Annotated in this window: 20 protein-coding genes and 1 riboswitch; of the genes, 8 read left to right on the forward strand and 12 right to left on the reverse strand. The window is 70.9% G+C overall.

What is annotated here, in order from left to right; genetic code table 11:
• Positions 1-183 precede the first annotated feature (183 nt).
• Complete coding sequence (locus ACIQD6_RS12440) at positions 184-2,232, forward strand: MFS transporter (RefSeq protein ID WP_401881192.1); 2,049 nt, start codon at positions 184-186, stop codon at positions 2,230-2,232.
• An 82-nt stretch (positions 2,233-2,314) separates the two neighbouring features.
• Here the strand turns inward: ACIQD6_RS12440 and ACIQD6_RS12445 are convergent, their stop codons facing one another.
• The gene (locus tag ACIQD6_RS12445; RefSeq protein WP_401881193.1) at positions 2,315-2,824 is read right to left on the reverse strand and encodes a GNAT family N-acetyltransferase; all 510 of its coding nucleotides are present in this window, start codon (positions 2,822-2,824) and stop codon (positions 2,315-2,317) included.
• Between the two features lie 137 nt (positions 2,825-2,961).
• Between ACIQD6_RS12445 and ACIQD6_RS12450 the strand changes: the two genes are divergently transcribed.
• The gene (locus ACIQD6_RS12450; RefSeq protein ID WP_401881195.1) at positions 2,962-3,597 is read left to right on the forward strand and encodes a hypothetical protein; all 636 of its coding nucleotides are present in this window, start codon (positions 2,962-2,964) and stop codon (positions 3,595-3,597) included.
• A 127-nt stretch (positions 3,598-3,724) separates the two neighbouring features.
• On the opposite strand, the gene ACIQD6_RS12455 is transcribed toward ACIQD6_RS12450, so the two are convergent.
• On the reverse strand, positions 3,725-4,393 hold the full coding sequence (locus ACIQD6_RS12455) for an O-methyltransferase (protein WP_401881197.1): 669 nt from the start codon (positions 4,391-4,393) through the stop codon (positions 3,725-3,727).
• Between the two features lie 417 nt (positions 4,394-4,810).
• Here ACIQD6_RS12455 and ACIQD6_RS12460 point away from each other — a divergent pair, with 417 nt between their 5' ends.
• The gene (locus tag ACIQD6_RS12460) at positions 4,811-6,943 is read left to right on the forward strand and encodes a bifunctional glycosyltransferase 87/phosphatase PAP2 family protein (RefSeq protein WP_401881199.1); all 2,133 of its coding nucleotides are present in this window, start codon (positions 4,811-4,813) and stop codon (positions 6,941-6,943) included.
• Between the two features lie 331 nt (positions 6,944-7,274).
• Positions 7,275-7,694 (forward strand): hypothetical protein, encoded by a 420-nt coding sequence (locus ACIQD6_RS12465; protein WP_401881200.1) that lies wholly within the window; start codon positions 7,275-7,277, stop codon positions 7,692-7,694.
• A gap of 15 nt (positions 7,695-7,709) precedes the next feature.
• Here ACIQD6_RS12465 and ACIQD6_RS12470 read toward each other — a convergent pair whose 3' ends face one another.
• The 5 genes from ACIQD6_RS12470 to ACIQD6_RS12490 all read right to left on the reverse strand — a co-directional run bounded on the left by ACIQD6_RS12470 (position 7,710) and on the right by ACIQD6_RS12490 (position 13,776).
• Positions 7,710-8,558 (reverse strand): ECF transporter S component, encoded by an 849-nt coding sequence (locus ACIQD6_RS12470; RefSeq protein ID WP_401881710.1) that lies wholly within the window; start codon positions 8,556-8,558, stop codon positions 7,710-7,712.
• A gap of 11 nt (positions 8,559-8,569) precedes the next feature.
• Complete coding sequence (locus ACIQD6_RS12475) at positions 8,570-10,369, reverse strand: ABC transporter ATP-binding protein (RefSeq protein WP_401881202.1); 1,800 nt, start codon at positions 10,367-10,369, stop codon at positions 8,570-8,572.
• Positions 10,366-11,535 (reverse strand): energy-coupling factor transporter transmembrane protein EcfT, encoded by a 1,170-nt coding sequence (locus ACIQD6_RS12480; protein WP_401881204.1) that lies wholly within the window; start codon positions 11,533-11,535, stop codon positions 10,366-10,368. Before ACIQD6_RS12480 ends, ACIQD6_RS12475 begins: the two co-directional genes overlap by 4 nt.
• A gap of 100 nt (positions 11,536-11,635) precedes the next feature.
• A complete protein-coding gene (locus tag ACIQD6_RS12485) occupies positions 11,636-12,379 on the reverse strand; it encodes an SCO2322 family protein (protein WP_401881205.1) in 744 nt (247 codons plus the stop codon).
• Positions 12,376-13,776, reverse strand: coding sequence for a prenyltransferase/squalene oxidase repeat-containing protein (locus ACIQD6_RS12490; RefSeq protein ID WP_401881207.1), 1,401 nt, complete (start codon positions 13,774-13,776; stop codon positions 12,376-12,378). Before ACIQD6_RS12490 ends, ACIQD6_RS12485 begins: the two co-directional genes overlap by 4 nt.
• 132 nt (positions 13,777-13,908) lie before the next feature.
• Positions 13,909-13,970, reverse strand: a riboswitch (cobalamin riboswitch).
• Between the two features lie 246 nt (positions 13,971-14,216).
• Here ACIQD6_RS12490 and ACIQD6_RS12495 point away from each other — a divergent pair.
• Entirely contained in the window at positions 14,217-15,230 is a 1,014-nt protein-coding gene (locus ACIQD6_RS12495; RefSeq protein ID WP_401881209.1) for a DUF1259 domain-containing protein, read from the forward strand.
• Between the two features lie 118 nt (positions 15,231-15,348).
• Here ACIQD6_RS12495 and ACIQD6_RS12500 read toward each other — a convergent pair whose 3' ends face one another.
• Complete coding sequence (locus ACIQD6_RS12500) at positions 15,349-16,572, reverse strand: S8 family serine peptidase (protein ID WP_401881211.1); 1,224 nt, start codon at positions 16,570-16,572, stop codon at positions 15,349-15,351.
• A 255-nt stretch (positions 16,573-16,827) separates the two neighbouring features.
• Entirely contained in the window at positions 16,828-17,016 is a 189-nt protein-coding gene (locus ACIQD6_RS12505) for a hypothetical protein (RefSeq protein WP_401881212.1), read from the reverse strand.
• A gap of 32 nt (positions 17,017-17,048) precedes the next feature.
• Here ACIQD6_RS12505 and ACIQD6_RS12510 point away from each other — a divergent pair, with 32 nt between their 5' ends.
• The 3 genes from ACIQD6_RS12510 to ACIQD6_RS12520 all read left to right on the forward strand — a co-directional run bounded on the left by ACIQD6_RS12510 (position 17,049) and on the right by ACIQD6_RS12520 (position 20,506).
• Positions 17,049-18,437 carry a glycosyltransferase family 4 protein gene (locus ACIQD6_RS12510; protein ID WP_401881214.1) on the forward strand — a complete coding sequence of 463 codons (1,389 nt, stop codon included), beginning with the start codon at positions 17,049-17,051 and terminating at the stop codon, positions 18,435-18,437.
• Between the two features lie 171 nt (positions 18,438-18,608).
• Positions 18,609-19,418, forward strand: a complete 810-nt coding sequence (locus tag ACIQD6_RS12515) for a methyltransferase domain-containing protein (RefSeq protein ID WP_401881216.1) — start codon at positions 18,609-18,611, stop codon at positions 19,416-19,418.
• Between the two features lie 32 nt (positions 19,419-19,450).
• The gene (locus ACIQD6_RS12520) at positions 19,451-20,506 is read left to right on the forward strand and encodes a prenyltransferase (protein WP_401881712.1); all 1,056 of its coding nucleotides are present in this window, start codon (positions 19,451-19,453) and stop codon (positions 20,504-20,506) included.
• 110 nt (positions 20,507-20,616) lie between these two features.
• Here ACIQD6_RS12520 and ACIQD6_RS12525 read toward each other — a convergent pair whose 3' ends face one another.
• The 3 genes from ACIQD6_RS12525 to ACIQD6_RS12535 form a co-directional block, all read right to left on the reverse strand.
• Positions 20,617-20,910, reverse strand: a complete 294-nt coding sequence (locus ACIQD6_RS12525) for a hypothetical protein (protein WP_401881218.1) — start codon at positions 20,908-20,910, stop codon at positions 20,617-20,619.
• A gap of 174 nt (positions 20,911-21,084) precedes the next feature.
• Positions 21,085-21,927 carry a hypothetical protein gene (locus ACIQD6_RS12530; protein ID WP_401881220.1) on the reverse strand — a complete coding sequence of 281 codons (843 nt, stop codon included), beginning with the start codon at positions 21,925-21,927 and terminating at the stop codon, positions 21,085-21,087.
• Between the two features lie 204 nt (positions 21,928-22,131).
• On the reverse strand, positions 22,132-23,097 hold the full coding sequence (locus ACIQD6_RS12535; protein ID WP_401881222.1) for an N-acetylmuramoyl-L-alanine amidase: 966 nt from the start codon (positions 23,095-23,097) through the stop codon (positions 22,132-22,134).
• Between the last annotated feature and the right edge of the window lie 12 nt (positions 23,098-23,109).

The following is a 23,109-nucleotide window of genomic DNA, read 5'->3' on the forward strand; positions in this document are numbered from 1 at the left end:
TCGAACAGCGTGTGACGCCTGGGGACTCCGGTCCGCCCCCGGCGACCGCCCGGCAGGCCACAACGGGACAGAACGGAATAGAACAGACAGGATGGAGTCTCGGCGGACCGTATCCAGAGGAACCGTATCCAGCGGAGCGGACCGAATCCCGAGGAGCGGACCGTATTCCGAGGAGATGTCCCCATGACTCAGGAAGTGAGTACCCCCGCGGTGAGTCCGGCTCCCGGCGACGGCCGGAGTCCGCGCACCGTCATGGTCGCGATCAGCGCCCTGCTCATGGGCCTGCTGCTCGCCTCGCTCGACCAGACCATCGTCTCCACCGCCCTGCCGACCATCGTCAGCGATCTCGGCGGACTGGAGCATCTGTCCTGGGTCGTCACCGCCTATCTGCTGGCCTCGACCGCCGCCACGCCGCTGTGGGGCAAGCTCGGTGATCAGTACGGGCGCAAGAGGCTCTTCCAGACGGCCATCGTCATCTTCCTCATCGGTTCCGTCCTCTGCGGAATCGCACGGAACATGCCCCAGCTCATCGGCTTCCGCGCGCTCCAGGGACTGGGCGGCGGCGGGCTGATCGTGCTGTCGATGGCGATCGTCGGCGATATCGTCTCGCCACGCGAACGCGGCAAGTACCAGGGGCTGTTCGGCGCCGTCTTCGGCGCGACCAGCGTTCTCGGCCCGCTGCTCGGCGGCTTCTTCACCCAACACCTCAGCTGGCGCTGGGTCTTCTACATCAACCTGCCCATCGGCATCGTCGCGCTGCTCGTCATCGCCGCCGTCCTGCACATCCCCGTACGCACGACCAAGCACACCATCGACTACCTCGGCACCTTCCTGATCGCGTCCGTCGCCACCTGCCTCGTGCTGGTCGCCTCCCTCGGCGGCACCACCTGGGCCTGGGGCTCGGGCGAGATCACCGGCCTCGCCGGCCTCGCCGTGATCCTGCTCGCCGTCTTCATCCGGGTCGAACGCCGCGCGGCCGAACCCGTCCTGCCGCTACGGCTCTTCCGGCTCCGGACCTTCACCCTGGTCGCGGTCATCAGCTTCATCGTCGGCTTCGCGATGTTCGGCGCGATGACCTACCTGCCGACGTTCCTCCAGGTGGTGCAGGGCGTGACGCCCACCCTGTCCGGGGTGCATCTGCTGCCCATGGTGCTCGGCCTGCTGATCACCTCCACCCTGTCCGGGCAGATCGTCAGCCGTACTGGCCGCTGGAAGGTCTTCCCCATCCTCGGCACCGGCATCACCGCCGTCGGACTTCTGCTGCTCCACCAGCTCACGGAATTCAGCGGCACCTGGGTCATGAGCGCGTACTTCTTCGTCTTCGGCGCGGGCCTGGGGCTGGTCATGCAGGTCCTGGTGCTGGTCGTCCAGAACTCCGTCGGCTACCAGGATCTCGGTGTCGCCACCTCGGGCGCCACCTTCTTCCGCTCCATCGGCGCCTCCTTCGGTGTCGCCATCTTCGGCACGATCTTCACCAACCTGCTCAACGGCAGACTGACCGCCGTCCTCGCCGGAAAACCGCTGCCGCCCGGCGTGGGACCGGGCACGCTGTCCGCCGACCCCCGGGCCGTCGGCACGCTGCCGCCCGCGCTCCGGTCCGACGTACTGCACGCGTACGCGACGTCCATCACCGACGTCTTCCTGTACGCCGTGCCGGTCGTGTGCCTCGCCTTCGCCGTCGCCTGGTTCCTCAAGGAGGACAAGCTGCGCGGCTCGGTGACCGCCCCGGAGGGCACCGAGACCCTCGCGTCCAATCCGGTCGAGCGCTCCTCGTGCGACGAGGTCGCGCGCGCCCTGTCGGTCCTCGGCACGCGCGAGGGGCGACACCGGATCTACGCGAAGATCACGGCGAAGGCCGGGTACGACCTGCTCCCGGCGGCCAGTTGGATGCTGCTGCGCATCCGGCGCCACGGCTCGGTCCGGCCGGCCGCGCTCGTGGAGACCCAGCCCGTGTCGCTCACCTCCGTCACCGACGCGTCGCGGCAGCTGGAGGAGCGCGGGCTGGCCCGCCGCGAGGGGCTCGGCCTGGTACTCACGGAGCGGGGCACACAGGTGGCGGAGGCGCTGGCGAAGGCGCGCGAGGAGTCCCTGACGGAGCTGCTGGGGGACTGGTGGGGGCCGGACCGGCCGACGGATCTGGTGCGGCTGGTGGAGGAGTTGAGCGGTGAGATGTGCGGCTCGGGGAGCGAACGGCCGCGCATGCCCGAGCCGCCGGGAGACCACGTTGCTTAGGGATCACGCCGCTTGAGGCGCGGCGCCAGGGCACGCGAGCCCGGCAAGATCCACAGCCACAGCCACCGCCCCAGCCTCAGCCTTAGCCCCGGTCCGTTGCGTGGGCCGTGAGTTCCTTGCCGTACCAGATCTCGCTGTACGGGCCCGAGCTGTACGCCGGGATCTCCCGGAAGCCGTGCTTCACGTACAGCCCCCGCGCCTCGACCAGATCCAGCCGGGTGTCGAGGGCGAGTTCGCGCGCCCCGAGCCCGCGCGCGGCGTGCTCCAGGGCGGTCAGCAGCGCACCGCCGCCTCCGGTGCCGCGTGCGGCGGGGCTCACGTACACCCGCGTCAGCTCCGCCGTCCGCGCGTCGAGCATCCGCAGCCCGCCGCAGCACGCGGCCTCGCCGCCGTACCGTCCGACGACGAACTGGCCTGTGGGCGGGGCCAGTCGGTCGGGCGGGTCGTCGGCCAGCCCCTCGTCGATCTCCGCCGTGGTCGCGGGCCGTCCCCAGTAGCGGCCGGCCACCTCGGCGTAGTACGCGCGGCGCAGGAGGGTGGCTTCGGGGGTGCCGAATGGCTCCGGGCGCACGGACCAGTTCAGGGTCTTCATGTTCATCTCCCTATCGGGGCGCGGGACCGTTTGACCAACGGATTAAGGGCAACCCGGTCTGAAGAACGACGCGTTACGTGACCAGACGAGTCGAAACGTGTCCAGATAAGTCAAACCGGGAATCCAGGAAGGCCAACATGTCCCCAGTTCTGATCGTCGTCGCTCTGATCGTGGCATTCCTGATCGTTATCGCCGCGTTCCTGTACGTGGGACCCGGCAGGGAGAGCGGGCGGATCGGGCTGAAGCGCCGGTTCGGCCCGGAGTACGACCGTGTCGCCGCCCGGCACGGGGGTGACACCAAGGCCGCCGAGCGCGAACTGGCCGAACGGGTCCAGCGCCACGGCGACCTGAGGCCGCAGCGCCTCTCCGCCGAGCAGCGCGAAGTGTACGTGGCCCACTGGGCCGGACTCCAGGAGCGCTTTGTCGACTCCCCGAGGGAGGCGGTCGCGGAGGCGGAACAGCTGCTGGCCCGGCTCGCGGAGGAGTGCGGCTACCCCGCCGGCGCGCGGTACGAAGACCAGCTCGACGCCCTCTCCGTACACCACGCGCATCAGGTGGACGGCTTCCGGAGGGTGCACCACGCGGCCTCGGGGGACGGTGGCGGCACGGACACGGAGGAACTGCGTGAGGCGCTGGTCGGCGCGCGCCTGCTCTTCGAGCAACTGATCCTCGGCCACCCGGAGAAGAACGGCGGGAGCCGCCCCCGGAGTGGCAGGCGGAGCGCGGGCCGGAACCGGACCATGTCGCTGCGGCCCAAAGGGACTGGTGCGTAACGCGTAGACGCGGACGCAGGCGCAGGCGCAGACGCAGACGCAGACTCGGAGGCGGCGGGCAAGGGACGGCCCGCCGCCTCCGTCTGTCTGCCCGTCCGTCCGCGATGGCGTCGTGCGTACGCGGTTTTCAGCCGAGTACGCGGGCGAGCGCGAAGCCGTCGTACCCCTTGCTGCCCACCGTCTGGACCGCGGTCGCGGACAGCCGAGGATTCCCCGCCATCAGTTCGATCATGTTCCTGGTGCCCCGCACCGATGCCTCGGTGCTCTCCGCGTCGATGATCGCTCCGCCCCGTACGACGTTGTCGCAGACGATGACGCTGCCCGGCCGGGTCAGCTTCAGCGCCCACTCCAGGTAGTGCGCGTTGTTGGGCTTGTCCGCGTCGATGAAGACGAAGTCGAACGGCCCCGCCTCCTCGTCCGCCAGGCCGGCGAGCGTGTCCAGCGCCGCCCCCGTCCTGACTTCGGCGACCTCGTCGAGTCCGGCGTGCGCGAGATTGGCGCGGGCCACGTCGGCGTGCGCGGGGTTGTACTCGAGCGAGATCAGCCGGCCGCCCTCGGGCAACGCGCGCGCGAGCCAGATGGTGCTGTAGCCGCCGAGCGTGCCGATCTCCAGGACCGTACGAGCGCCCTGCACACGGGCGAGCAGGTGCAGCAGCTTGCCCTGGTTCGGGGCGACATGGATGGCGGGCAGGCCGGCCGCGGCACTGGCGGCGAGGGCAGCCGAGAGCGCCTCGTCGGCGGGGGCGAGCCGATCGGTGAAGTACTGGTCGACCGCGGTCCACTGCTCCTGGGACATGAGGTGCCTCTCGCTCGTACCGGAATGATCAGGATCAGTTTCCTCGTCCGGAAGCAGGTCGTCGTCGTACACGGCCCCGCTGATGCGGAGTGTCGGAGTCCGCCCGTCGGAGTCCGCCGCGACACGCCCTGCGGCCGGTGTGTGGCTGCCTGCGGGTTTCGGTGCGATGTCGCCGCCCCCGCTATGCTCCGTACGCCTGTTGCGTCCAGCGCACCGGGCTCCCCTCGCGTACCGGGCATTCCCCGAGCCCCCGAGTCCCCGTGCATCCCGCTTCGTTCGCCGTCACCCGTGTGTGGGCATGGAGACAAAACTGGGATGACAGTCAGGCTAAGAGGGGGTTGCCTGAGTCTTTCCGACCGGGCAGTGCGAGGCTCTATGCCCCAGGGACGGCGATTTCGGACGGAGGGTCGGCGCGGCGTGGCGAATGCGGAGCACAGTGTGCACGGCGGTGCGGCGGCAGGTACGGCGGAAGGCGGGTTCGGTACGGCCCGCGCGCTCCTCTGGCTGGTCGCCGCGGTGCTGGCGATAAGACAGGCGGCAGCGGTGCTCCGGCAGCCGCCGGGCGAGCGGCTGACCGATCTGGAGACCTGGATCGGCGACAACGGCGTGCTGCACGTGGCCGGTTCGCTGTACGACACGGGGACGTTCACCGGAACCCCGTTCGCCGGACTCGTCCTCAAACCCCTGGCCCGCTCGGCCGAGCAGAGCCTCGGCATCGCGTGGACTCTCGGGACGCTGCTGCTGGTCGTCGCGCTCGGCCTGGTCGTGGCCCGCGCCCTCCCGGGCCGCGTATCGCGCCGTACGGGACTGCTGGCCGCACCCGTCACGATCAGCCTGCTCATGCTGTCCCTGCCGGTCCGCAACAGTTTCTCGCTCGGCCAGACCAGCATCATTCCCGTCCTGTTGGTGCTGGTCGGCTGCTTCGTCGTACGCGGCGAACGCGGCTCCGGAGTCCTCATCGGCATCGGCGCCGCCCTGCAGCCCGCCGTCCTGCTCTTCGCGCCGCTGCTGTGGCTGACGGGCCGTAAGAAGGCCGCCGTGACGGCGGCCGGGACCTTCGGCGTCGGCACGGCCCTCACCTGGGCGGCGCTGCCCGGCGACTCGTGGGCGTACTGGCTGCACCACGTGGCGGGCGCGGGCCTCGGCGCACGACCGGATTCCCTCGGCAACCAGTCCTTGCACGGCGCGCTGCTCAGGATCGGCCTGGAAGGGCCCCTGGAAGTCGTGCTCTTCGTCGTCCTGGCCGCGGCCGTCGTCTTCCTCGGGCTGCGCCGCGCGGTCCGCTACGCCCAGGACGGGCAGTTGCTGCTCGCCGTCGCGCTGACCGGCTGCGTCGCCGTCGCGGTCTCGCCGACGGCCTGGCAGCACCAACTCCTGTGGGTGCTGCTGGCGGTGGTCGGGCGGGTCGGTACGAAGGCCAGGGACCGGCTGGTGTGGCCGGCGTTCGTGGTGCTGGTGATGTCGCTGCCGGGGAAGATGCTGCTGCCGACCATGGCGGCGCTGGCTCCCGTGCGGGAGAACGTCCTGCTGATCGCGGCGCTGGCGGCGGCCTGCGGCGTACCGTTCCTGCTGCGCACCTCGCCGTACTTCGACAAGCCCGTTCCCACCCAGTACGCGCGGGCCGCGCCCGCGCGGTGGAGCCGTGTTCCGCTGGCACCGTTCTGGAGACGGCTGCTCGACCGCCCGAATCTGCTGCTCGAACTGCTGGCCATCCGCGTCGGTTACTCGGTCTACTCCCACATCCGGCTCGCCGCGACGGGCGGCCGTGAGGCGGCGGAGGGAAACGCCCGCCAGATCCACTCCGTCGAACAGGCGCTGGGAATCGACATCGAGCACTGGTTCAACCACGTGGTCGTGAACGCGAAGTGGGCCGAGGACTTCTTCAACTTCTACTACACGTCGTTCCACTTCGTGCTGCCGCTGACGCTCCTCGGTGTCCTGTACGCACGCCGTCCCGCCGACTACCGCTGGGCCCGTACCTCGCTCGCCTTCGCCACGGTCCTCGCGCTGATCGGCTTCTGGTTCTACCCGCTGGCCCCGCCGCGGCTGATGCCGGGCCTCGGCTTCATCGACACCGTGCACGGTCCGCAGGACCTCACCAACCCGGACTACGGGGCGCTGACGGCGCTCACCAACCAGTACGCGGCGATGCCGTCGCTGCACTTTGGATGGTCGCTGTGGTTCGGCGTGGTGATCGTGGTGCTGGCGCGCAGACCGTGGATGAAACTGCTCGGCCTGCTGCACCCGCTGTTCACGGTGTGCGCGATCATCGGCACCGCGAATCACTGGGTCCTGGACGCGGTGGGGGGTGCGGCGGTCGTGGGGGCGGGCTTCGCGCTGACGTATCTGCTGGCGGGTCCGCGGAAGCTGCTGCCGGGGCCGGTGGCGAAGGACGACCCGTTCCCGACGGGGGAGGGCGCGGGTACGGTCACGGGCACGGCGGCCGGTACGGCGAGCGTGGCGGGCACCGGTTCCGAAACGGGTGCTGTCGGCGAGGGGGTCGTAGCGGTGCAGAAGACCGCATGGGAAACGGCGCGGGAGCCGGGGTAGGGCGGGCGCGGGTGTGTCGGGGGGCCACGCCCCGCGACGACGTTCGCGTCCACACCGTCGGACGGTCAGGTCACGGCCGTCGTGGACGTCACCATCGTGCCGGCCGTGCTCGGCGTGACGCGGGATCATTTCGACCTCAACTATTTCCGCAAGCTGTTATTTCCGTAAGTTGTTTCAGAGTTTGCGGACGTGCATTCGCAGTGCCAACCTGGATATGTGGTAGATAGCCGAGCGCAGGAGTTATCAGAAGCTCACGCCACGGATGTGCACTGCTCTTCGGGCCGCCTTTCAGGTGCTCGCGAGTCAGTGCATCAGCTGATCGGAGTTGAAAATGACTACTGAGGAAAAGGTAGAAGCAGCGTTTACAACGCCACTCGCTCCTGGGCTGTTTGTTCCGGGCGAGGAAGATGCGGTGGGTCGCTCCTTGACTGCAGGCGTAAGAGGGTTCCAAGGCGTGTTCTTCGACTTCATCGAACCCGGCGGGCCGGGTCATCTCTTGCCGGGGCGCCCTCTGGTACAACAGAAGCCCGTAGATCTCCACCCAGGTGACAGCGTCGTTTTCGCACTGATGGGAATCAACGGTGCTTTCGTCACCGGCAACCAGCTTCGCGAGCGTGCGCTGGGTCAGTTCATGGCTACGCTCTCATTTGCGTCACCCAACTTGATGGTGTGCAGTGTGCGTCTCACTGACATAAACTCTGATGACCCGATCCGGATTCAGGTCAACGCGCTGGCTCTGTTCTTCCAATGACCAGTGTTTCGCGGGTCACTTCACGGAGCCGATCGCGAACCGCGCCTCCGCCTCGAACGCCGCCCGGCGCGTCGCCCTTCGCAGCGCCTTGAGCACCGTCGTACCGATCGTCAGGGTCAGTACGACGGTGAGTACCGCCCGGCCCAGGTCCCAGCCGAACGACGTCGCCGCGCAGTACGCGAGGAAGCGCACCACGTTGTCCCCCACCGGGTCGCCCGGGTGGAAGGAGACACCGGAGGAGAGCCCGCCGATGTACGTCCAGCCCTGGAGGTTCATGATCGTGCCGTACGCGAACGCCGCACCGGCGCCGTACAGCGCGAGCATCAGCAGCTCACCCCGGCCACGCAGGCGGTCCGGGCCCGGCAGCAGACCGGCCCCCATCGTGAACCATCCCATCGCCAGCATCTGGAACGGCATCCACGGCCCGACCCCGCCCGTCAGCAGCGCCGACGCGAACATCGTGACCGACCCGAGGACGAAGCCGAAGCCCGGCCCGAGGACCCGGCCGCTCAGCACCATCAGGAAGAACATGGGCTCCAGCCCCGCCGTCCCCGCGCCGAGCGGACGCAGCGCCGCGCCCACCGCGGCCAGCACTCCCAGCATCGCGACCGCCTTGGCGTCCAGGCCGGCATCGGCGATCGTCGCGACGGCGACCGCCACGAGGAGAGGGAGGAGCGCGGCGAAGAGCCACGGCGCGTCCCGGGAATGCGCGAGTCCGGACGCGGAGTCGGCCAGCAGCGGCCAGCCGAAGGCGATCACCCCGACCACGCTGATCAGGACGAGAGCACAGACCGAACGCGGCCCGAGCCGTACGGCGCGCGCCTGCGGGACAGCCGTCGTCACCGCCGGTCGCGCTGCCGGTATCGCATCGGGTGTCACACCGCTCCCTCCGTCGCCGTCAGTGCCGTACGGACCTGGGTCACCGTCAGCCACTCCTGCGGTGCCATGACCTTCGCGACCTGGGGCGCGAAGGCCGGTGACGACACCACCACCTCGGGCGTCGGGCCGTCCGCCACGATCTCGCCGTCGGCCAGGATCACCACGCGGTGGGCCAGTTCGGCGGCCAGTTCGACATCGTGGGTCGCCAGGACGATCGCGTGCCCGTCGGCCGCCAGCGCGCGCAGTACGGCGACGAGACGGGACTTCGCCGCGTAGTCCAGCCCACGTGTCGGTTCGTCCAGGAGCAGCAGCGGAGGCCGGCCGGTCAGGACGACGGCCAGGGCCAGCGCCAGCCGCTGCCCCTCGGAGAGGTCACGCGGGTGGGTCGTGTCCGCCACGTCCGGCAGCAGTTCGCGGACCAGCGCCCGGCAACTGCCCGGCGGGGCACCCACGTCGGCGTCCGCCGTGGCGCACTCGGCGGCGACCGTGTCGGCGTACAGCAGATCGCGCGGCTCCTGCGGCACCAGCCCGACCTGGCGGATCAGCTCGCCCGGCCGCGTGCGGTGGGGGGTGCGGCCACCGACGAGGACGCTGCCGGAGGCCGGCTCGACCATGCCGACCAGCGCGGCGAGCAGGGTGGATTTGCCCGCGCCGTTACGGCCCATCAGCGCGATGGTCTCGCCCGGCGCGACGGTCAGCGAGACCCGGCGCAGGGCCTCGATCCGGTCGCGCCGTACGCCGAGATCCGTGACGACGGCGAGGGCGAGAGGCCGGGGCGGCCGTTCGGCCCGGTCCGCCGCGCCTTCTTCCGCCGTGTCTTCTTCCGCCGCCGTCTTCGGACGGCGGCGCAGCAGCCGGGCGAGCGTGGTACGACGGGCGGCGGCCGGTGTTCGCTCCTCCACCGGGGCCTCTACCGGGCCCTCCGCCAGGGCCTGTACGGGTGCCTCGGCCAACGCCGGAACCACCGCGACAGGCTCCGTCCCCGCCAGCCGCTCCCGCAGCCCCGCCGCCCTGCGCCGGGCGTCCCGTACGGACAGGGGCAGCGGCTCCCAGCCGCTCAGCCGCCCCAGCGCCACCACCGGCGGATACACCGGCGACACCGCCATGACCGCCTCGGGCTCGCCGACGACCGGGGGCTGCCCGGGGCCGGGAAGGAGGATGACCTGGTCGGCGTACTGCACCACCCGCTCCAGCCGGTGCTCGGCCAGCAGTACGGTCGTCCCGAGGTCGTGCACCAGCCGTTGCAGCACCGCCAGCACCTCCTCGGCCGCCGCCGGGTCCAGCGCCGAGGTCGGCTCGTCCAGGACGAGCACCTTGGGGTGCGGGGTCAGGACCGAACCGATCGCGACCCGCTGGCGCTGCCCGCCCGACAGCGTCGCGATCGGCCGGTCGCGCAGCTCGGCCAGGCCCAGCAGATCCAGCGTCTCCTCGACCCTGCGCCGCATCACATCGGGGGCCAGGCCCAGCGACTCCATGCCGTACGCCAGCTCGTCCTCGACGGTGTCGGTGACGAAGTGGGCGAGCGGGTCCTGGCCCACCGTGCCGACCAGATCGGCGAGTTCACGCGGCTTGTGGGTGCGGGTGTCCCGGCCGCCGACGGTGACCCGGCCGCGCAGAGTGCCGCCCGTGAAGTGCGGGACGAGCCCGGACACCGTCCCCAGCAGTGTCGACTTGCCGACACCGGACGGACCGACGAGCAGCACCAGTTCGCCCTCGGGCACGGTGAGGTCGACGCCGCCGATGGCAAGCGTGGAGGCATCGCCGTACACGACCGACACCTGCTCGAATCGGATCACGGCGTCGGCTCCCTCGGGGACAGCGGTGGTGCGGGTACGGGCGCGACGAACGCGGGCAGCAGACCGATCAGCGCCCCCGCCGCGGGCCACAGCGGCAGCGTCGGCGCCACCAGCGGTACGACGCCGGGGTGCAGAGCCGCCGGATCGGTGCCGCCCGCCCGGATCATCACCGCCGCGACGGCCGCACCGGACCCGGCGACCAGCCAGGCGCGCACACCCCAGCGGTCGGGCCGGTAGCGGGTACGCACGGAGCGCCGGCCGCCGAGCCACAGCCCGGCCGACGCGGCAACGAGCCCGGCGGCCAGCAGCGGCACCCCGTACCCGGCGCCCTGCGCGGCGAGCAGTCCGTACGAACCGGCGGCGACGCCCAGAAGCCCGCCGAGCGTGAGGACGCTGGTGGTGTGCCGCACGGCGCGCGGGACGTCGGCCGTACGACCGTATCCCCGCGCGTCCATCGAGGCCGCGACCGCTACCGACCGCTCCAACGCGCCTTCCAGGACCGGCAATCCGATCTGGAGCACCGCCTTCACCCCGCCGGTGGGACGGCCGCGCAGCCGACGGGCCGTGCGCAGCCGTACGACATCGGCGACCATGTTCGGCGCGAAGGTCATGGCCACGACGACGGCGACCCCGGCCTCGTACAGCGCGCCCGGCAGGGACTTGAGCAGCCGGGCGGGGTTGGCGAGCGCGTTCGCCGCGCCCACGCAGATCAGCAGCGTGGCCAGTTTCGCGCCGTCGTACAGCGCGAAGACCAGCTGCTCCGCCGTCACCCGGCCACCGAGCCGAATGCCTGCCGCCCAGTCGGGCAGGGGCAGTTCGGGCAGGGTGACCAGCACGTGCGAGCCCGGGACCGGCGAGCCGAGGACGGCCGAGAACAGCAGCCGGATGAGGATGACGGCCAGGGCGAGCTTGACGAAGGCACCGTACGAACGGGCCCAGGGCGCGGCGGTACGGCGGGCCGCCACCACATAGCCCGCGACACCGACCAGCAGGCCGAGGAGCAGCGGGTTGGTCGTACGGGAGGCGGCGACGGCGAGCCCGAGCGCCCAGAGCCACCAGGCGCCGGAGTGCAGGGCGTTGGAGCGGGTCGCCTCGGGAGCGCGGAGCGGGGACGGGCGGGGGAAGCGGTTCGCCGCTCCCTCAGGGCGGTCTGCGGCGCGGCTCATCGGGCCCGGCTCATGACGTACGGCGGGTTCAGGACGTACAGCGGGTGCGTGGCGTACGGAGAGTTCACGACGTACAGCGGGTTCATGACGTACGGCCGGTTCATCCGCGCCGACGGCGGGCCTGCCAGAGCCCGGCGGCACCGAGGGCCACCACCGCGGCGATCCCGGCGAAGACACTGACGGACGGGCCGCCGCTGCCGCTTCCACCGTCGGCAGTTGTCGGCGTAGGAGTGGGGGTGAGGGTGGGAGTGGCTTGTGGCGTCGGCTTTCCGTCCGACTCCCGTTCCCCTTCCCCCACTTGTTCTCCGCAGCCCGACGCCGGATAGCCGGAGATCGCGCAGAGCAGCGCTTGGCCGTTGTAACGCAGCGGCTTCGCCACGGCGGCGAGGGCCTCGGCGGCGGTCGCGTCCTCGCCGACCCGGGCGCACTCCGCCCGGAGAGCGGGCGGCTGTTCCCTGCTCGGGGCGTCGGCCGCCGTACCGGAGTCGATGACGACCGCGATCCGCTTGCGGCCGTCCTGCGCCGGGGTGTTGGCGCAGACCGCCCCGAAGACGGGTGTCCTGCGGGGCCGGGCCGCGTCACCGCTGTCCGCGCTCACCGAGAAGCGGAAGCCGCTGACCGCGCCGTCGGCGGGCCGGGCGGTGGCCGGCCCCTCGGAGGCATAGGCCCACTGCCCGTCCCGGCCGTCCCAGAACGACCAGTAGCGGTAACCGGCCGCCTGCGCGGACCCGGCGTCGAGCCCCAGGACGAGGCCGACGAGGGAGAACACCAGCGAGAGAGCGACGAAGGGGGAGCGAGGGAAGGAGCGGGAGGGGGGAGAAGTGAGGGACCGGGCGCCGGTCACGGCTGCCGCGTCTTCCTGCGGTTGCCGATCAGGAAACCGAGCCCGACGAACGCGATCAGACCGAAGCCGATGACCCACAGGACGACCCGCCCGGAGCCGCCGTCGATCCCCTTCTCCGCGACGGCCGGTGCCGTCGCGGACGCCACGACCGTCGGGGTGGGACCGGTCGCGTTCAGCCGCTGTACGAGGTCGATACCGCCGAAGTTGCGCGGATCCGTGTCCGTCGCGTGGGCGGTGATGATCAGCTGGGCGTAGGCGGCGGGACCGTTCTCCTGGGCCCAGGCCCCGGAGTTCCGCTGCAGCCACTCCAGCGCGCCGGTCGCCTGGTCCCCGTACCCGGCGGTCGTCAGGGCGACGACCGCGTCGGCGGTGTTGCCGACGTCGGGCAGCGGAGTGCTGTCCTCGGCGCCGGGCATCGGCGGCTGGTCGAGGTGCCCGGACGCCGCGAGCGCGGACGCCAGGTAGGCGGCGCCGTTACGGGCCACACGCTCCGGGGAGGGGTTCGCCGTACGTACGCAGGACGGCCCGGGACCCCCGTCCTTCACCGGCCCGGACACCAGCCGCTTGCCGAGCCCGCCGAGCACGGCCGCCGCCGTGGCGTCGTCGTTGGCGCTGAGCTTCCCGGACTTGTCCGGCTGGTACGCGAAGGCGCCCGCGTCCGCTCCCGGGCCGCAGGGAATCGACAGACTCTCCAGCGCGTCGTAGGCGTGCTTGCCCTCGGGGGACCTCGCGTACCGCATCGAGCTGGGCCGTACGCCCGCGGTGACCAACGCGGCGATCACGAGGGAGGTGGAGTTCGCGTCGCTCGGGGTGCCGGGGGTGTAGCTCCAGCCGCCGTCCTTGTTCTGTACGGAGCGCAGCCAGTTCAGGGCCCTGTCCATGGGGGGCCGCTGGCCGCCGAGCGTGGAGAGCGCCTGGACGGCGGTCGCGGTGGCGTTGGAGTCGACGGCCGTCCTGGCGTCGCAGGGCTTGGTGGGATCGGCGCGGTACGTGGGGAAGGCGCCGTTGGCGCACTGCTGGCGCTTGAGCCAGGCGATGGCCTGGTTCGCGGGCCTGACACCCGCCGCGAACTGGCCGAGCATCGCCATCGACTGGCGCCACACCCCGTCGTAGGCGGGGTCCTTGTCGCCGTACAGCCCCGGCGGAAGCTTGACCGGAGAGGGCGAAGGGGCCGGCGGGACGGACGGCGTGGTGGGCGGCGAATCGGAAGCAGAACCGGAACCAGAGCTGGGATCAGAGCCGGAACCAGAACCAGAGTCGGAACCGGAATCAGTACCGGAATCGGAACCGGAGGGGGCCGGGGATACGTCACCTCCGGCGTGGGCGGCCGGAACAACGGCCACGCAGAGCACGACGGATGCGGCGAGCGCGGCCGCGCAACGGCGAACGGTGGTCATGGGCGGCTGAGCCTCTCCTGCGGCCGGGGGCACAGGCACACTGAGGCACCAGGCTCCGGCTCCGTAAACCTCGACGATGCCGGCCACCGGCGGTTTCCGATGGCACGAGCCGGTCACGACCCGTACGGAGCATTCCGGCTCACCGCCTGCGACAGCGGCTCACGGCTGCGGGTCAGCGCCGGTTTCGCACCGGCTTTCCCCCGTACGGGCATGATGACGACGCACCCACTCTACCGGCCCGTACCCCACCGTCCCCGGCCGGACGCCTCCCCATTCCGGACGCCTCCCCATCCGGTCGGCCTCACTCCGCCGGGGTGCTTTGTCCGACCGAGGACCTTCGCCCGACCGGCCCCGGTGTACCGCGCTGGTCCATCCGGCCCTCGTTCCCCACGACGCCTTCACCGTCGCGTGTTTCGATCGCATATGGAGGTGCTCATGTGATGAGCGGAAACCGACGGCAGGACACGTACACGCACGCGGCCACTCCACGGCGCCGGCTGCTGACCGCGGCGGCCCTGGCTCCGGTGCTGGCGGGAGTGGGGGCGGGAACGGGGGCGACCGAGGCCCGCGCCACACCCGGGGCCGGAGGCCGGCGGTCGATCGAACCGGTGCCCACCACCCTGGCTGACTGGCGTGGCGTCGCGAAGGCGCTGGGGCGTCCCGGCGACCTGTTGCGCGGAGTCATGTACCACACGCCTTTTCCACGCGGGGACCTGCACGTGGTCTCCTACGGCATCACCGTCTCACCGGCACTCGCCCTGGGCTCCCATGTGAGCTTCGTCCGCTACAGCGACCACAGTGTGATGCTCATGGGCGATCTGGTGCTCACCGAGCGCGAGTTGCAGCGGACCACCGACGCCCTCCAGAAGCACGGGATCGAACAGACCGCGCTCCACAAGCATCTGCTCGCCCAGACCCCGGACGTCTGGTGGACCCATGTCCACGCGCACGGGCACGACCCGGTGGACCTGGCCCGCAGGCTGCGCGCGGCACTTGACCGTACGGGAACCCCGCCGGCCGAGCCGCCGAAGCCGTCGCCGCCCGTCGATCTCGACACCGCCGGGATCGACGCGGCGCTGGGCGCGAAGGGCCGTCGCATCGCGGGGGTCTACAACTGCGTCTTCAGCCGCCGCGAGACCATCGTCGACAACGGCATGGTGCTGCCCCCCGGCCTGGGTGCCACCACGGCCTTCAACTTCCAGCCCCTCGGCGGCGGCAGGGCCGCGCTCAACGGTGACTTCGCCATGCTCGCCGGAGAGGTCCAGCAGGTCCTCAAGGCCCTGCGACGCGGGGGAATCAGCATCGTCGAACTCCACAATCACGGCCTGACGGACGAACCCCGGCTGTTCTTCACTCACTTCTGGGCCGTGGACGACGCCGTCGAGCTCGCCCGAGCCCTGCGCCCGGCGGTGGACGCCACGAACGTCGTGTCGCTCGAAGACCGCCGCCGGTGAGGACCGCCGGTGATATCGGCCGCACCGTGACGGCCGAATGGGCCGACTCCGGAGTGGAGTCGGCCCACGTGAACCAGCTTCAGAGCACTTCAGGGTGTATCAGAGGCCGTCGGAGCCGTCAGAGCCCGTCCGTGTAGAGGAGGCGGTTCGGTGAGCCCGTACTGAGGGGCGACACGAGGTACTTGGTGGACTGCCCGGCGATCCAGAGGGCGACAGACTTCGGGTCGGCGTCGGGGTGCCTCTCCTTGTAGAGCGCCGCGACTCCGGCGACGTGAGGGCTCGCCATGGAGGTGCCGTTGAGTGCGACCGAGCCTCCGCCGAGCTTGGCGGAGACGATGGCGACGCCGGGAGCGTACGTCCAGAGGCACTTGCCGTAGTTGCTGAACTTGGCTTCGTGGTCCTCGATGTCGGTGGCTCCCACGGCGATCACCTGCTCGGCGCCGGCGGGGGAGACCGTACAGGCGTCCTTGTGGTCGTTGCCGGCCGCGACGACAGGCAGGACACCCGCTGCCGTGACCGCGTTGGCGGCGGTGTTGACCGCTGTCGAGGAGGGGCCGCCGATGGACGCGTTGAGGACAGCGGGCTTCTTGGCGTGCTTGGCCACCCAGTCGAAGCCGGCGATGACCCCGGCCCAGTCGCCGTTGCCCTTGCAGCCGAGGACACGGACCCCGACGAGGGAGACGGAGCGGGCCACGCCGTAGGTCGCGCCGCCGGTGGTGCCCGCCACGTGCGTGCCGTGGCCGTTGCAGTCCTGGCCGTTCCGGCCGTCGTTGACGGTGTCGATGCCGACGGTGGCACGGCCGCCGAACTCGCTGTGCCCCGTCTCGATTCCGGTGTCGACGATGTACGCGCTGACGCCCTTGCCGGTGCCGGTCACGTCGTAGTCGTTGTCGAGCGGGAGGTACCGCTGGTCGATCCGGTCCTGTCCCCAACTCCCGGGCGTGACCCGAGCCCGCCGGGACGCGGACGCCGACTTGGACGCGGGCTTGGACGCGGTCAGGGCCGGGTCGACCGAGACGACGCCGTTCTCCTCCACGGCCGCGATGCCCGGCAGGGCGCGCACCTGGTTCAGCTGGCCGGGGGTGAGGGTGGAGGCGAACCCCGACAGGACCGTCTCGTACGTGAACAGGGCCTTGATGCCGAGCTGCCGCAGCACACCGGCCGACGAGAACGCGGGCTTCAGGGTGACGATGTACTGGCCGGGGACCGCTTCCGCCGAGCGCTCCACCGGGACGCGGCTCTGGCTGGGGAGCGGGATGGGGCTGGCCGTGGCGTCGGTACCGCCGAGCAGGGGGACGAGTAGCAGAAGGGCGGCCGGTGCCCAGCGCTTGCTCAAGCGCATGCGTGCTCCTTGCGTAGCGTATTGCGGGGATGTGCGAACACCCGTCCTTCGGCTGTGGCAGGCACGTGACTTGAGCGGTATCCGCCGGATGGAGCAAGGGGCCGTCGTGCTCCGGACCGCGCGGCACGGTGGGCGCGCGCCGTGGCGTGAATCACCTGATGCGGCGCGTACGGCCACGCTACCTGCCGGTAGATTCTGAGTCGGTGAGCGAGCGAAGCCGCCCGGCGGCAACTTGTTGCGGAATATCGCCAGCGGTTACGCTCCGCCGGGCGTCGAACGGACGAAGAGGCGAAGAGGCGAACAGACGGAACGGCAGCGGGACCGCGACGGAACGGCGGCGGAACGGCAGCGGAACACGGAGTCGGACAGCGAGCCGAACAGCGGGCCCGACAGCAGCAGGCCGTACAGCGAGTCGAGCAACAAGCGGAACAACAGACGGAACAAGCGCAGAGGGTGCCGTGAGAAGGGGGCCGAGAGTGACCGCTGAGGCTGTGGAGGCGGGCACCGGAGCGGAGCCCCGGGGCGGCGGAGCGGAGCACCGGGGCGGCGACGACCGTCCGTTGCGTATCGCACTTCTCAGTTACAAGGGGAATCCATTCTGCGGCGGCCAGGGCGTCTACGTCCGGCACCTCTCCCGTGAACTCGCCCGCCTGGGCCACAGCGTCGAGGTGATCGGCGCCCAGCCCTACCCCGTACTCGACGAGGGCGTTCCGCTCACCGAACTGCCCAGCCTCGATCTCTACCGGCAGCCCGACCCGTTCCGTACGCCGGGACTCGGCGAGTTCCGCGACTGGATCGACGCTCTTGAGGTTGTCACGATGCGGACCGGGGGCTTCCCCGAGCCGCTGACCTTCTCGCTCCGCGCCCGGCGCCATCTGACCGCCCGCGCGGGCGAGTTCGATGTCGTCCACGACAACCAGACGCTCGGGTACGGGCTCCTCGGCGACCTCGGCGCGCCGCTGGTCACCACCATCCACCACCCCATCACCGTCGACCGGCGGCTGGACCTGGACGCCGCCGCGAACTGGCGGGCGCGGGCCTCCGTACGCCGTTGGTACGGCTTCACCCACATGCAGAAGCGCGTCGCGCGTCGGCTGCCGTCCGTGCTCACCGTCTCCGGCTCCTCGAAGCAGGAGATCACCGACCATCTCGGGGTGCCGGCGGACCGTATAGACGTCGTGCACATCGGCGCCGACACGGACCTGTTCTCGCCGGATCCGGCCGTGCCCGAGACAGCGGGCCGGATCGTCACGACCTCCAGCGCGGACGTCCCTCTCAAGGGCCTCGTCCATCTCGTCGAGGCCCTCGCCAAGCTCCGTACCGAACAGCCCACCGCACACCTGGTGGTGGTCGGCAGGCGGGCCGAGGACGGCCCCGTCGCCCAGGCCATCGAGAGATACGGGCTCGAAGACGCCGTCGAGTTCGTCAAGGGCATCACCGACGCCGAACTGGTCGCGCTGGTCCGTGGCGCGCAGATCGCCTGCGTACCGTCCCTGTACGAGGGCTTCTCGCTGCCCGCCGCCGAGGCGATGGCCACCGGTACGCCGCTGGTCGCCACCACCGGCGGCGCGATCCCCGAGGTCGCGGGCCCCGACGGCGAGACCTGCCTGGCCGTTCCGCCGGGCGACGCGGGCGCGCTGGCCGCCGCCCTCGGACGGCTGCTCGGCGACGCGGAGCTCCGGGCCCGGCTGGGCGCGGCGGGACGGGAGCGGGTGCTGGCCCGGTTCACCTGGGCCAGGGCCGCGCAGGGTACGGCCGAGCTGTACCGGGCGGCGATGGCCCGGCGGGCGGTTGCCGACACCCGGCGGGCAGGTGCCCGGCAGCCGGGGCGTACCGTGGCCGCGGCCCGTGGCAGCACCCGCTGACGCCGTATCCGTATCCGTGGCTGTAGTCGTACATCCGGCATCCGGCCGTGGCTGTGCGCGCCGGTGCGGTGCTCGCGCGCTCCGCGTGTCCGTACGGTGTCGACGTCGCCCCCTCCGCCCTCTACGTCTTCTCCCATCTCTCCGTTCCTTCGACCGCGAAAGCAGGCCCCTGTGCTGACCGTGGACTTCACCCGCTTCCCGCTCGCCGCGGGCGACCGCGTGCTCGATCTGGGGTGTGGCGCGGGCCGGCACGCTTTCGAGTGCTACCGGCGCGGCGCTCAGGTCGTGGCACTCGACCGGAACGCCGAGGAGATCCGCGAAGTGGCCACGTGGTTCGCCGCGATGAAGGAGGCGGGAGAAGCCCCTCTGGGCGCCACCGCCACCGCGATGGAGGGCGACGCGCTCCATCTGCCCTTCCCCGACGAGTCCTTCGACGTCGTGATCATCTCCGAGGTCATGGAGCACATTCCGGATGACAAGGGCGTTCTCGCCGAGATGGTCCGCGTCCTGCGGCCCGGCGGCCGGATCGCGGTCACCGTGCCGAGGTACGGACCCGAGAAGGTCTGCTGGGCGCTCTCCGACGCGTACCACGAGGTCGAGGGCGGCCATATCCGGATCTACAAGGCCGACGAACTGCTGGGCAGAATGCGGGAGGCCGGGCTCAAGCCGTACGGCACCCACCACGCGCACGCCCTGCACGCGCCGTACTGGTGGCTCAAGTGCGCCTTCGGTGTCGACAACGACAAGGCGCTGCCCGTCCGCGCGTACCACAAGCTCCTGGTCTGGGACATCATGAAGAAGCCCCTGGCCACCCGGGTCACCGAGCAGCTCCTCAACCCCGTCGTGGGCAAGAGCTTCGTGGCCTACGCGACCAAGCCGCACCTTCCCGTGGGGACCGCGCCCGATGCGGCAGCGTCCGATGCGACCGAGTCCGATGCGGCAGCGTCCGCGGCGACCGAGTCCGCGGCGGTCGTCAAGTGACCTGGCCCAGCCGCGGTCGTGGCCCCGGCGCCATGGAGCACCTCGTCCTGCCCGGTGTCCTCACCGCCGAAGAGGCCACCGAGACCGTCGCCGGCATCCTCGCCGTACAGCGCCCCGACGGCGCGATTCCCTGGTTCCGCGGGCACCACCTCGATCCCTGGGACCACACCGAGGCGGCCATGGCGCTGGACGCGGCGGGCGAGCACGAGGCGGCGGCGCTGGCGTACGAGTGGCTCATCCGGCACCAGAACCAGGACGGGTCCTGGTACGCGGGATACCGCGACGGGGACGCCGAACTCCCCGTCGACCGGGGGCGCGAGACCAACTTCTGCGCGTATGCCGCCGTCGGTATCTGGCACCACTACCTGGCCACCGGCGACGACGCGTTCCTGGACCGGACCTGGCCCGTCGTCTACGCGGCGATCGAGTTCGTACTCGGACTCCAGCAGCCAGGTGGCCAGATCGGCTGGAGGCGGGAGGCGGACGGCACGGTCGTCGACGAGGCGCTGCTGACCGGCTGTTCGTCCGTGTACCAGGCGCTGCGCTGCGCGCTCGCGATCGCCGAGGAGCGTGAAGAGCCGCAGCCCGACTGGGAGTTGGCGGCCGGTGCGCTCGGGCACGCGATCCGCGAGCACCCCGAGCGGTTCCTCGACAAGAGCCGCTACTCGATGGACTGGTACTACCCGGTGCTCGGCGGCGCGGTGTCGGGCGCGCAGGCCACGGAGCGGATCGAGGCGGGCTGGGACCGGTTCGTCGTGCCGGAGTTCGGGGTGCGCTGTGTGCTGCCCAACCCCTGGGTGACAGGCGGCGAGAGCTGCGAACTCGCCCTGGCGCTCTGGGTGATGGGACAGTCCGACCGGGCGCTGGAGATCCTCCAGTCCATCCAGCATCTGCGCGCCGAGGACGGGATGTACTGGACGGGTTACGTCTTCGAGGGCGACCGGGCGTTCTGGCCGGAGGAACTCACCACCTGGACGGCGGGTTCGCTGCTGCTGGCGGTGGCCGCGCTGGGGGGAGACGAGGCGACCACCGCCGTGTTCAGCGGGGAGCGTCTGCCGCGTGGGCTGGAGCCGGACTGCTGCGGCTGAGCGGACCCGTCATCGGGGTGTCAGTGGTGTCAGTGGTGTCAGTGGTGTTAGGGGCGTCAGTGGCGTCAGGGGCGTCAGTGGTGTCAGTGGCGTCGGGGGCGTCAGTGGTGTCAGAGGCGGCGCATCCGGTTGGCGAGACCGTGGCCGATGAACAGGTACACCACGGCGGCCAGGCCGTAGCCGCAGACGACACGGGCCCATGCCTCGTTGAAGGTGAACAGGTCGTAGGACCAGCCGGCGAGCCAGCGGGCCGCGCCTTGGACGAAGTCCACCAGGTCGTTGGCGCGGTTGGCGTCCAGCAGGTACATCAGGATCCAGAGGCCCAGGATGAAGGCCATGACGTCCGCGACGACGATGATGATCGCCGCCGCGGATCCGCTTGTACTGCGATGGCGTGAGGACATGTCGAACGTGTTGCCGATTATGGGCGCGTGAAACCCGGACGGTCCGGCCCTGGCGGCGGGTGGTGGGCAGGAGGGCGCGGGACAACGGCAACGGCCCTCGCCGGAACGGGAGTTCCGGCGAGGGCCGTTGTCATGCTGTTTCCGTTGGTGCGACCGGCGACCGGCGACCGGCTGTCAGCCGCGCTGGATGCCGGAGGCGTCCTGGAGGACACCCCGGCGCCCGTCCTGCGTCTGTGCGACCAGGGCGGCACCGCGCTGCTCGACCGCGAGGTACCAGGTGCCCGGCGCCAGTTCGGCGATCGGGGACGGCGAGCCGTCCTCACCGAACAGCGGACGGGCCACCGGCACCGCGAACCAGAACGGCGCGAAGTCGCCCGCGGGGGCGGCGCCACCCGACGGCTGGGCCTGGCCACCTCCCGAGGGCTGGCCGGCCGGACCCGGCTGGGGCTGGCCCGGCTGGCCGCCGAACGATCCGCCGGGCTGGCCCGCACCGTACGGCGAGGGCTGACCGGCGCCGTACGGCTGCGGGTTGCCCGGGTAGCCGTACCCCTGGCCGGGCTGGCCGCCGTACGGCTGCGGGGCCGCCGGCTTCGGGGCGGGGATGAGCGAGCCCTTCAACTGCGGGACGAGCGGGGTGGCGACAGCGCCGCCCGCGAGGATCAGAGCGGCGATGAAGCCGAGGATCAGGCCGCTGCCCGCGTTGACACCGTCGAGGCCGATCAGCGACCAGAGCGCCGTCCAGGCCGCGAAGATCGCCAGAGCGACACCGAACTGCCCCAGATCGAGACCCGCGACCTTGCGCGGCTGCGGCAACGCACGAGCGAGAACGATCAGCGCGGCGGCGATGACCCCGGCCAGGTGGATGCTCATCACGGTGCCCAGCGAGTCCCACGCGTTCGGGGCGCCGCTGGACCCGAAGGCGCTGGACTCGTACAGATTGAGGAACGAGGCGATGAACAGCAACACCGCTGCTCCGATCACCACGCCGTCGCCTCGAGTGAGGGAGCGGATGTTCACGTGAAAAGTCCTTCGTCAGTCGTCTCGTCGGGGCGGTCGTCGCGGCCGCCGGTACGGCGGTACGCGCTGCGAAGCTCGGGGGCGGCTCCCTATCGTACGGATGAATGTATCGTCTGCCCGATCGGGGCGTCTTCCGGGTATCGGGCCCGGTATCCAGCCGTTACGCGAGCTATCCAGCCGTAGCCGTCCGGCCGTTACGCGAGCTCAGTTCAGCAGAAAAGAGCTGATCCCGTCCGAGAGTCCCTGTGCCGCTTTCTGTCGCCATTTCGCGTCGGTGAGCAGGGCGGCGTCCTTCGAATCACGCATGTTGCCGGATTCGAGGAAGACCTTGGGCACGGTCGACAGATTCAGGCCGCCGAGATCGCTGCGCACGTCCAACCCCGTACCTTCGCCGAGGTAGTTGGCGGGTTTACTGCCGGTCGCCCGAGCGAATTCCGCGACGATCTCCTCGCCGAGTGTGCGCGAGGGGCCGACGATGGCCGCGGTGTCCGCTTCCCCGCCCTTGACCAGGGCGGGAAGGATGACATGGAAGCCGCGGTTGCCGGGCGCCGAGCCGTCCGCGTGGACGGAGACGACGGCGTCGGCTTTCGCCTTGTTGCCGATACGGGCGCGCTCATCCACACACGGACCGAAGGGCCGGTCGTCGTCGTGGGTGAACGTGACTGTCGCGCCTTCCTTTTGGAGAAGTGTGCGCAGCCGGTGAGAGACATCGAGGGTGAAAGTCGCCTCGGCGTAACCGGACTTGGTGGAGGTGCCGGTGGTGTCACACTCCTTGCTGGTCGTTCCGATATCCACCGGCTCGTTGATCTCGGTGGGGTGGTCGCGGTTGCGGGGATTGTGGCCGGGATCGATGACGACCACCTTTCCGGCGAGCGGCCCGGTTGGGTCGGTATCCCCGGAAGTGTTGTCGTCCTGTGTGTCCTGTGTGCCTTGTGTGTTGCTTGAGGTGGGGGAGGGGGGCGGTGAGGCGGAATGTCCGGTGGGGGTGGAGGCCGCGGAGGTGGCGCCGGCCGCCGCCGCGGCGTCCGGACCATCACCGCCGGGGCCGCTGATGCCCTGCCAGACGAACCACCCCGCCAACGCGGTCGGCACCAGTGCGGCGACCGCGACAGTGAGGTTGCTCCGGCCGAAGGGGCGGCGGACGGGCTGCTGGCTCTCGTCGTACGACACGACGCGATGGTA

This window comes from Streptomyces sp. NPDC088400 (assembly GCF_044753355.1).
Lineage (GTDB): Bacteria > Actinomycetota > Actinomycetes > Streptomycetales > Streptomycetaceae > Streptomyces.

Bases quoted from the DNA above. Each gene is read 5' to 3' on its own strand.
- ACIQD6_RS12520 (WP_401881712.1), top strand. From the start codon at position 19,451: ATGGAGCACCTCGTCCTGCCCGGTGTCCTCACCGCCGAAGAGGCCACC.
- ACIQD6_RS12465 (WP_401881200.1), top strand. From the start codon at position 7,275: ATGACTACTGAGGAAAAGGTAGAAGCAGCGTTTACAACGCCACTCGCT.
- ACIQD6_RS12440 (WP_401881192.1), top strand. From the start codon at position 184: ATGACTCAGGAAGTGAGTACCCCCGCGGTGAGTCCGGCTCCCGGCGAC.
- ACIQD6_RS12480 (WP_401881204.1), bottom strand. From the start codon at position 11,535: ATGAGCCGCGCCGCAGACCGCCCTGAGGGAGCGGCGAACCGCTTCCCC.
- ACIQD6_RS12500 (WP_401881211.1), bottom strand. From the start codon at position 16,572: ATGCGCTTGAGCAAGCGCTGGGCACCGGCCGCCCTTCTGCTACTCGTC.
- ACIQD6_RS12495 (WP_401881209.1), top strand. From the start codon at position 14,217: ATGAGCGGAAACCGACGGCAGGACACGTACACGCACGCGGCCACTCCA.
- ACIQD6_RS12490 (WP_401881207.1), bottom strand. From the start codon at position 13,776: ATGACCACCGTTCGCCGTTGCGCGGCCGCGCTCGCCGCATCCGTCGTG.
- ACIQD6_RS12455 (WP_401881197.1), bottom strand. From the start codon at position 4,393: ATGTCCCAGGAGCAGTGGACCGCGGTCGACCAGTACTTCACCGATCGG.
- ACIQD6_RS12525 (WP_401881218.1), bottom strand. From the start codon at position 20,910: ATGTCCTCACGCCATCGCAGTACAAGCGGATCCGCGGCGGCGATCATC.
- ACIQD6_RS12450 (WP_401881195.1), top strand. From the start codon at position 2,962: ATGTCCCCAGTTCTGATCGTCGTCGCTCTGATCGTGGCATTCCTGATC.
- ACIQD6_RS12445 (WP_401881193.1), bottom strand. From the start codon at position 2,824: ATGAAGACCCTGAACTGGTCCGTGCGCCCGGAGCCATTCGGCACCCCC.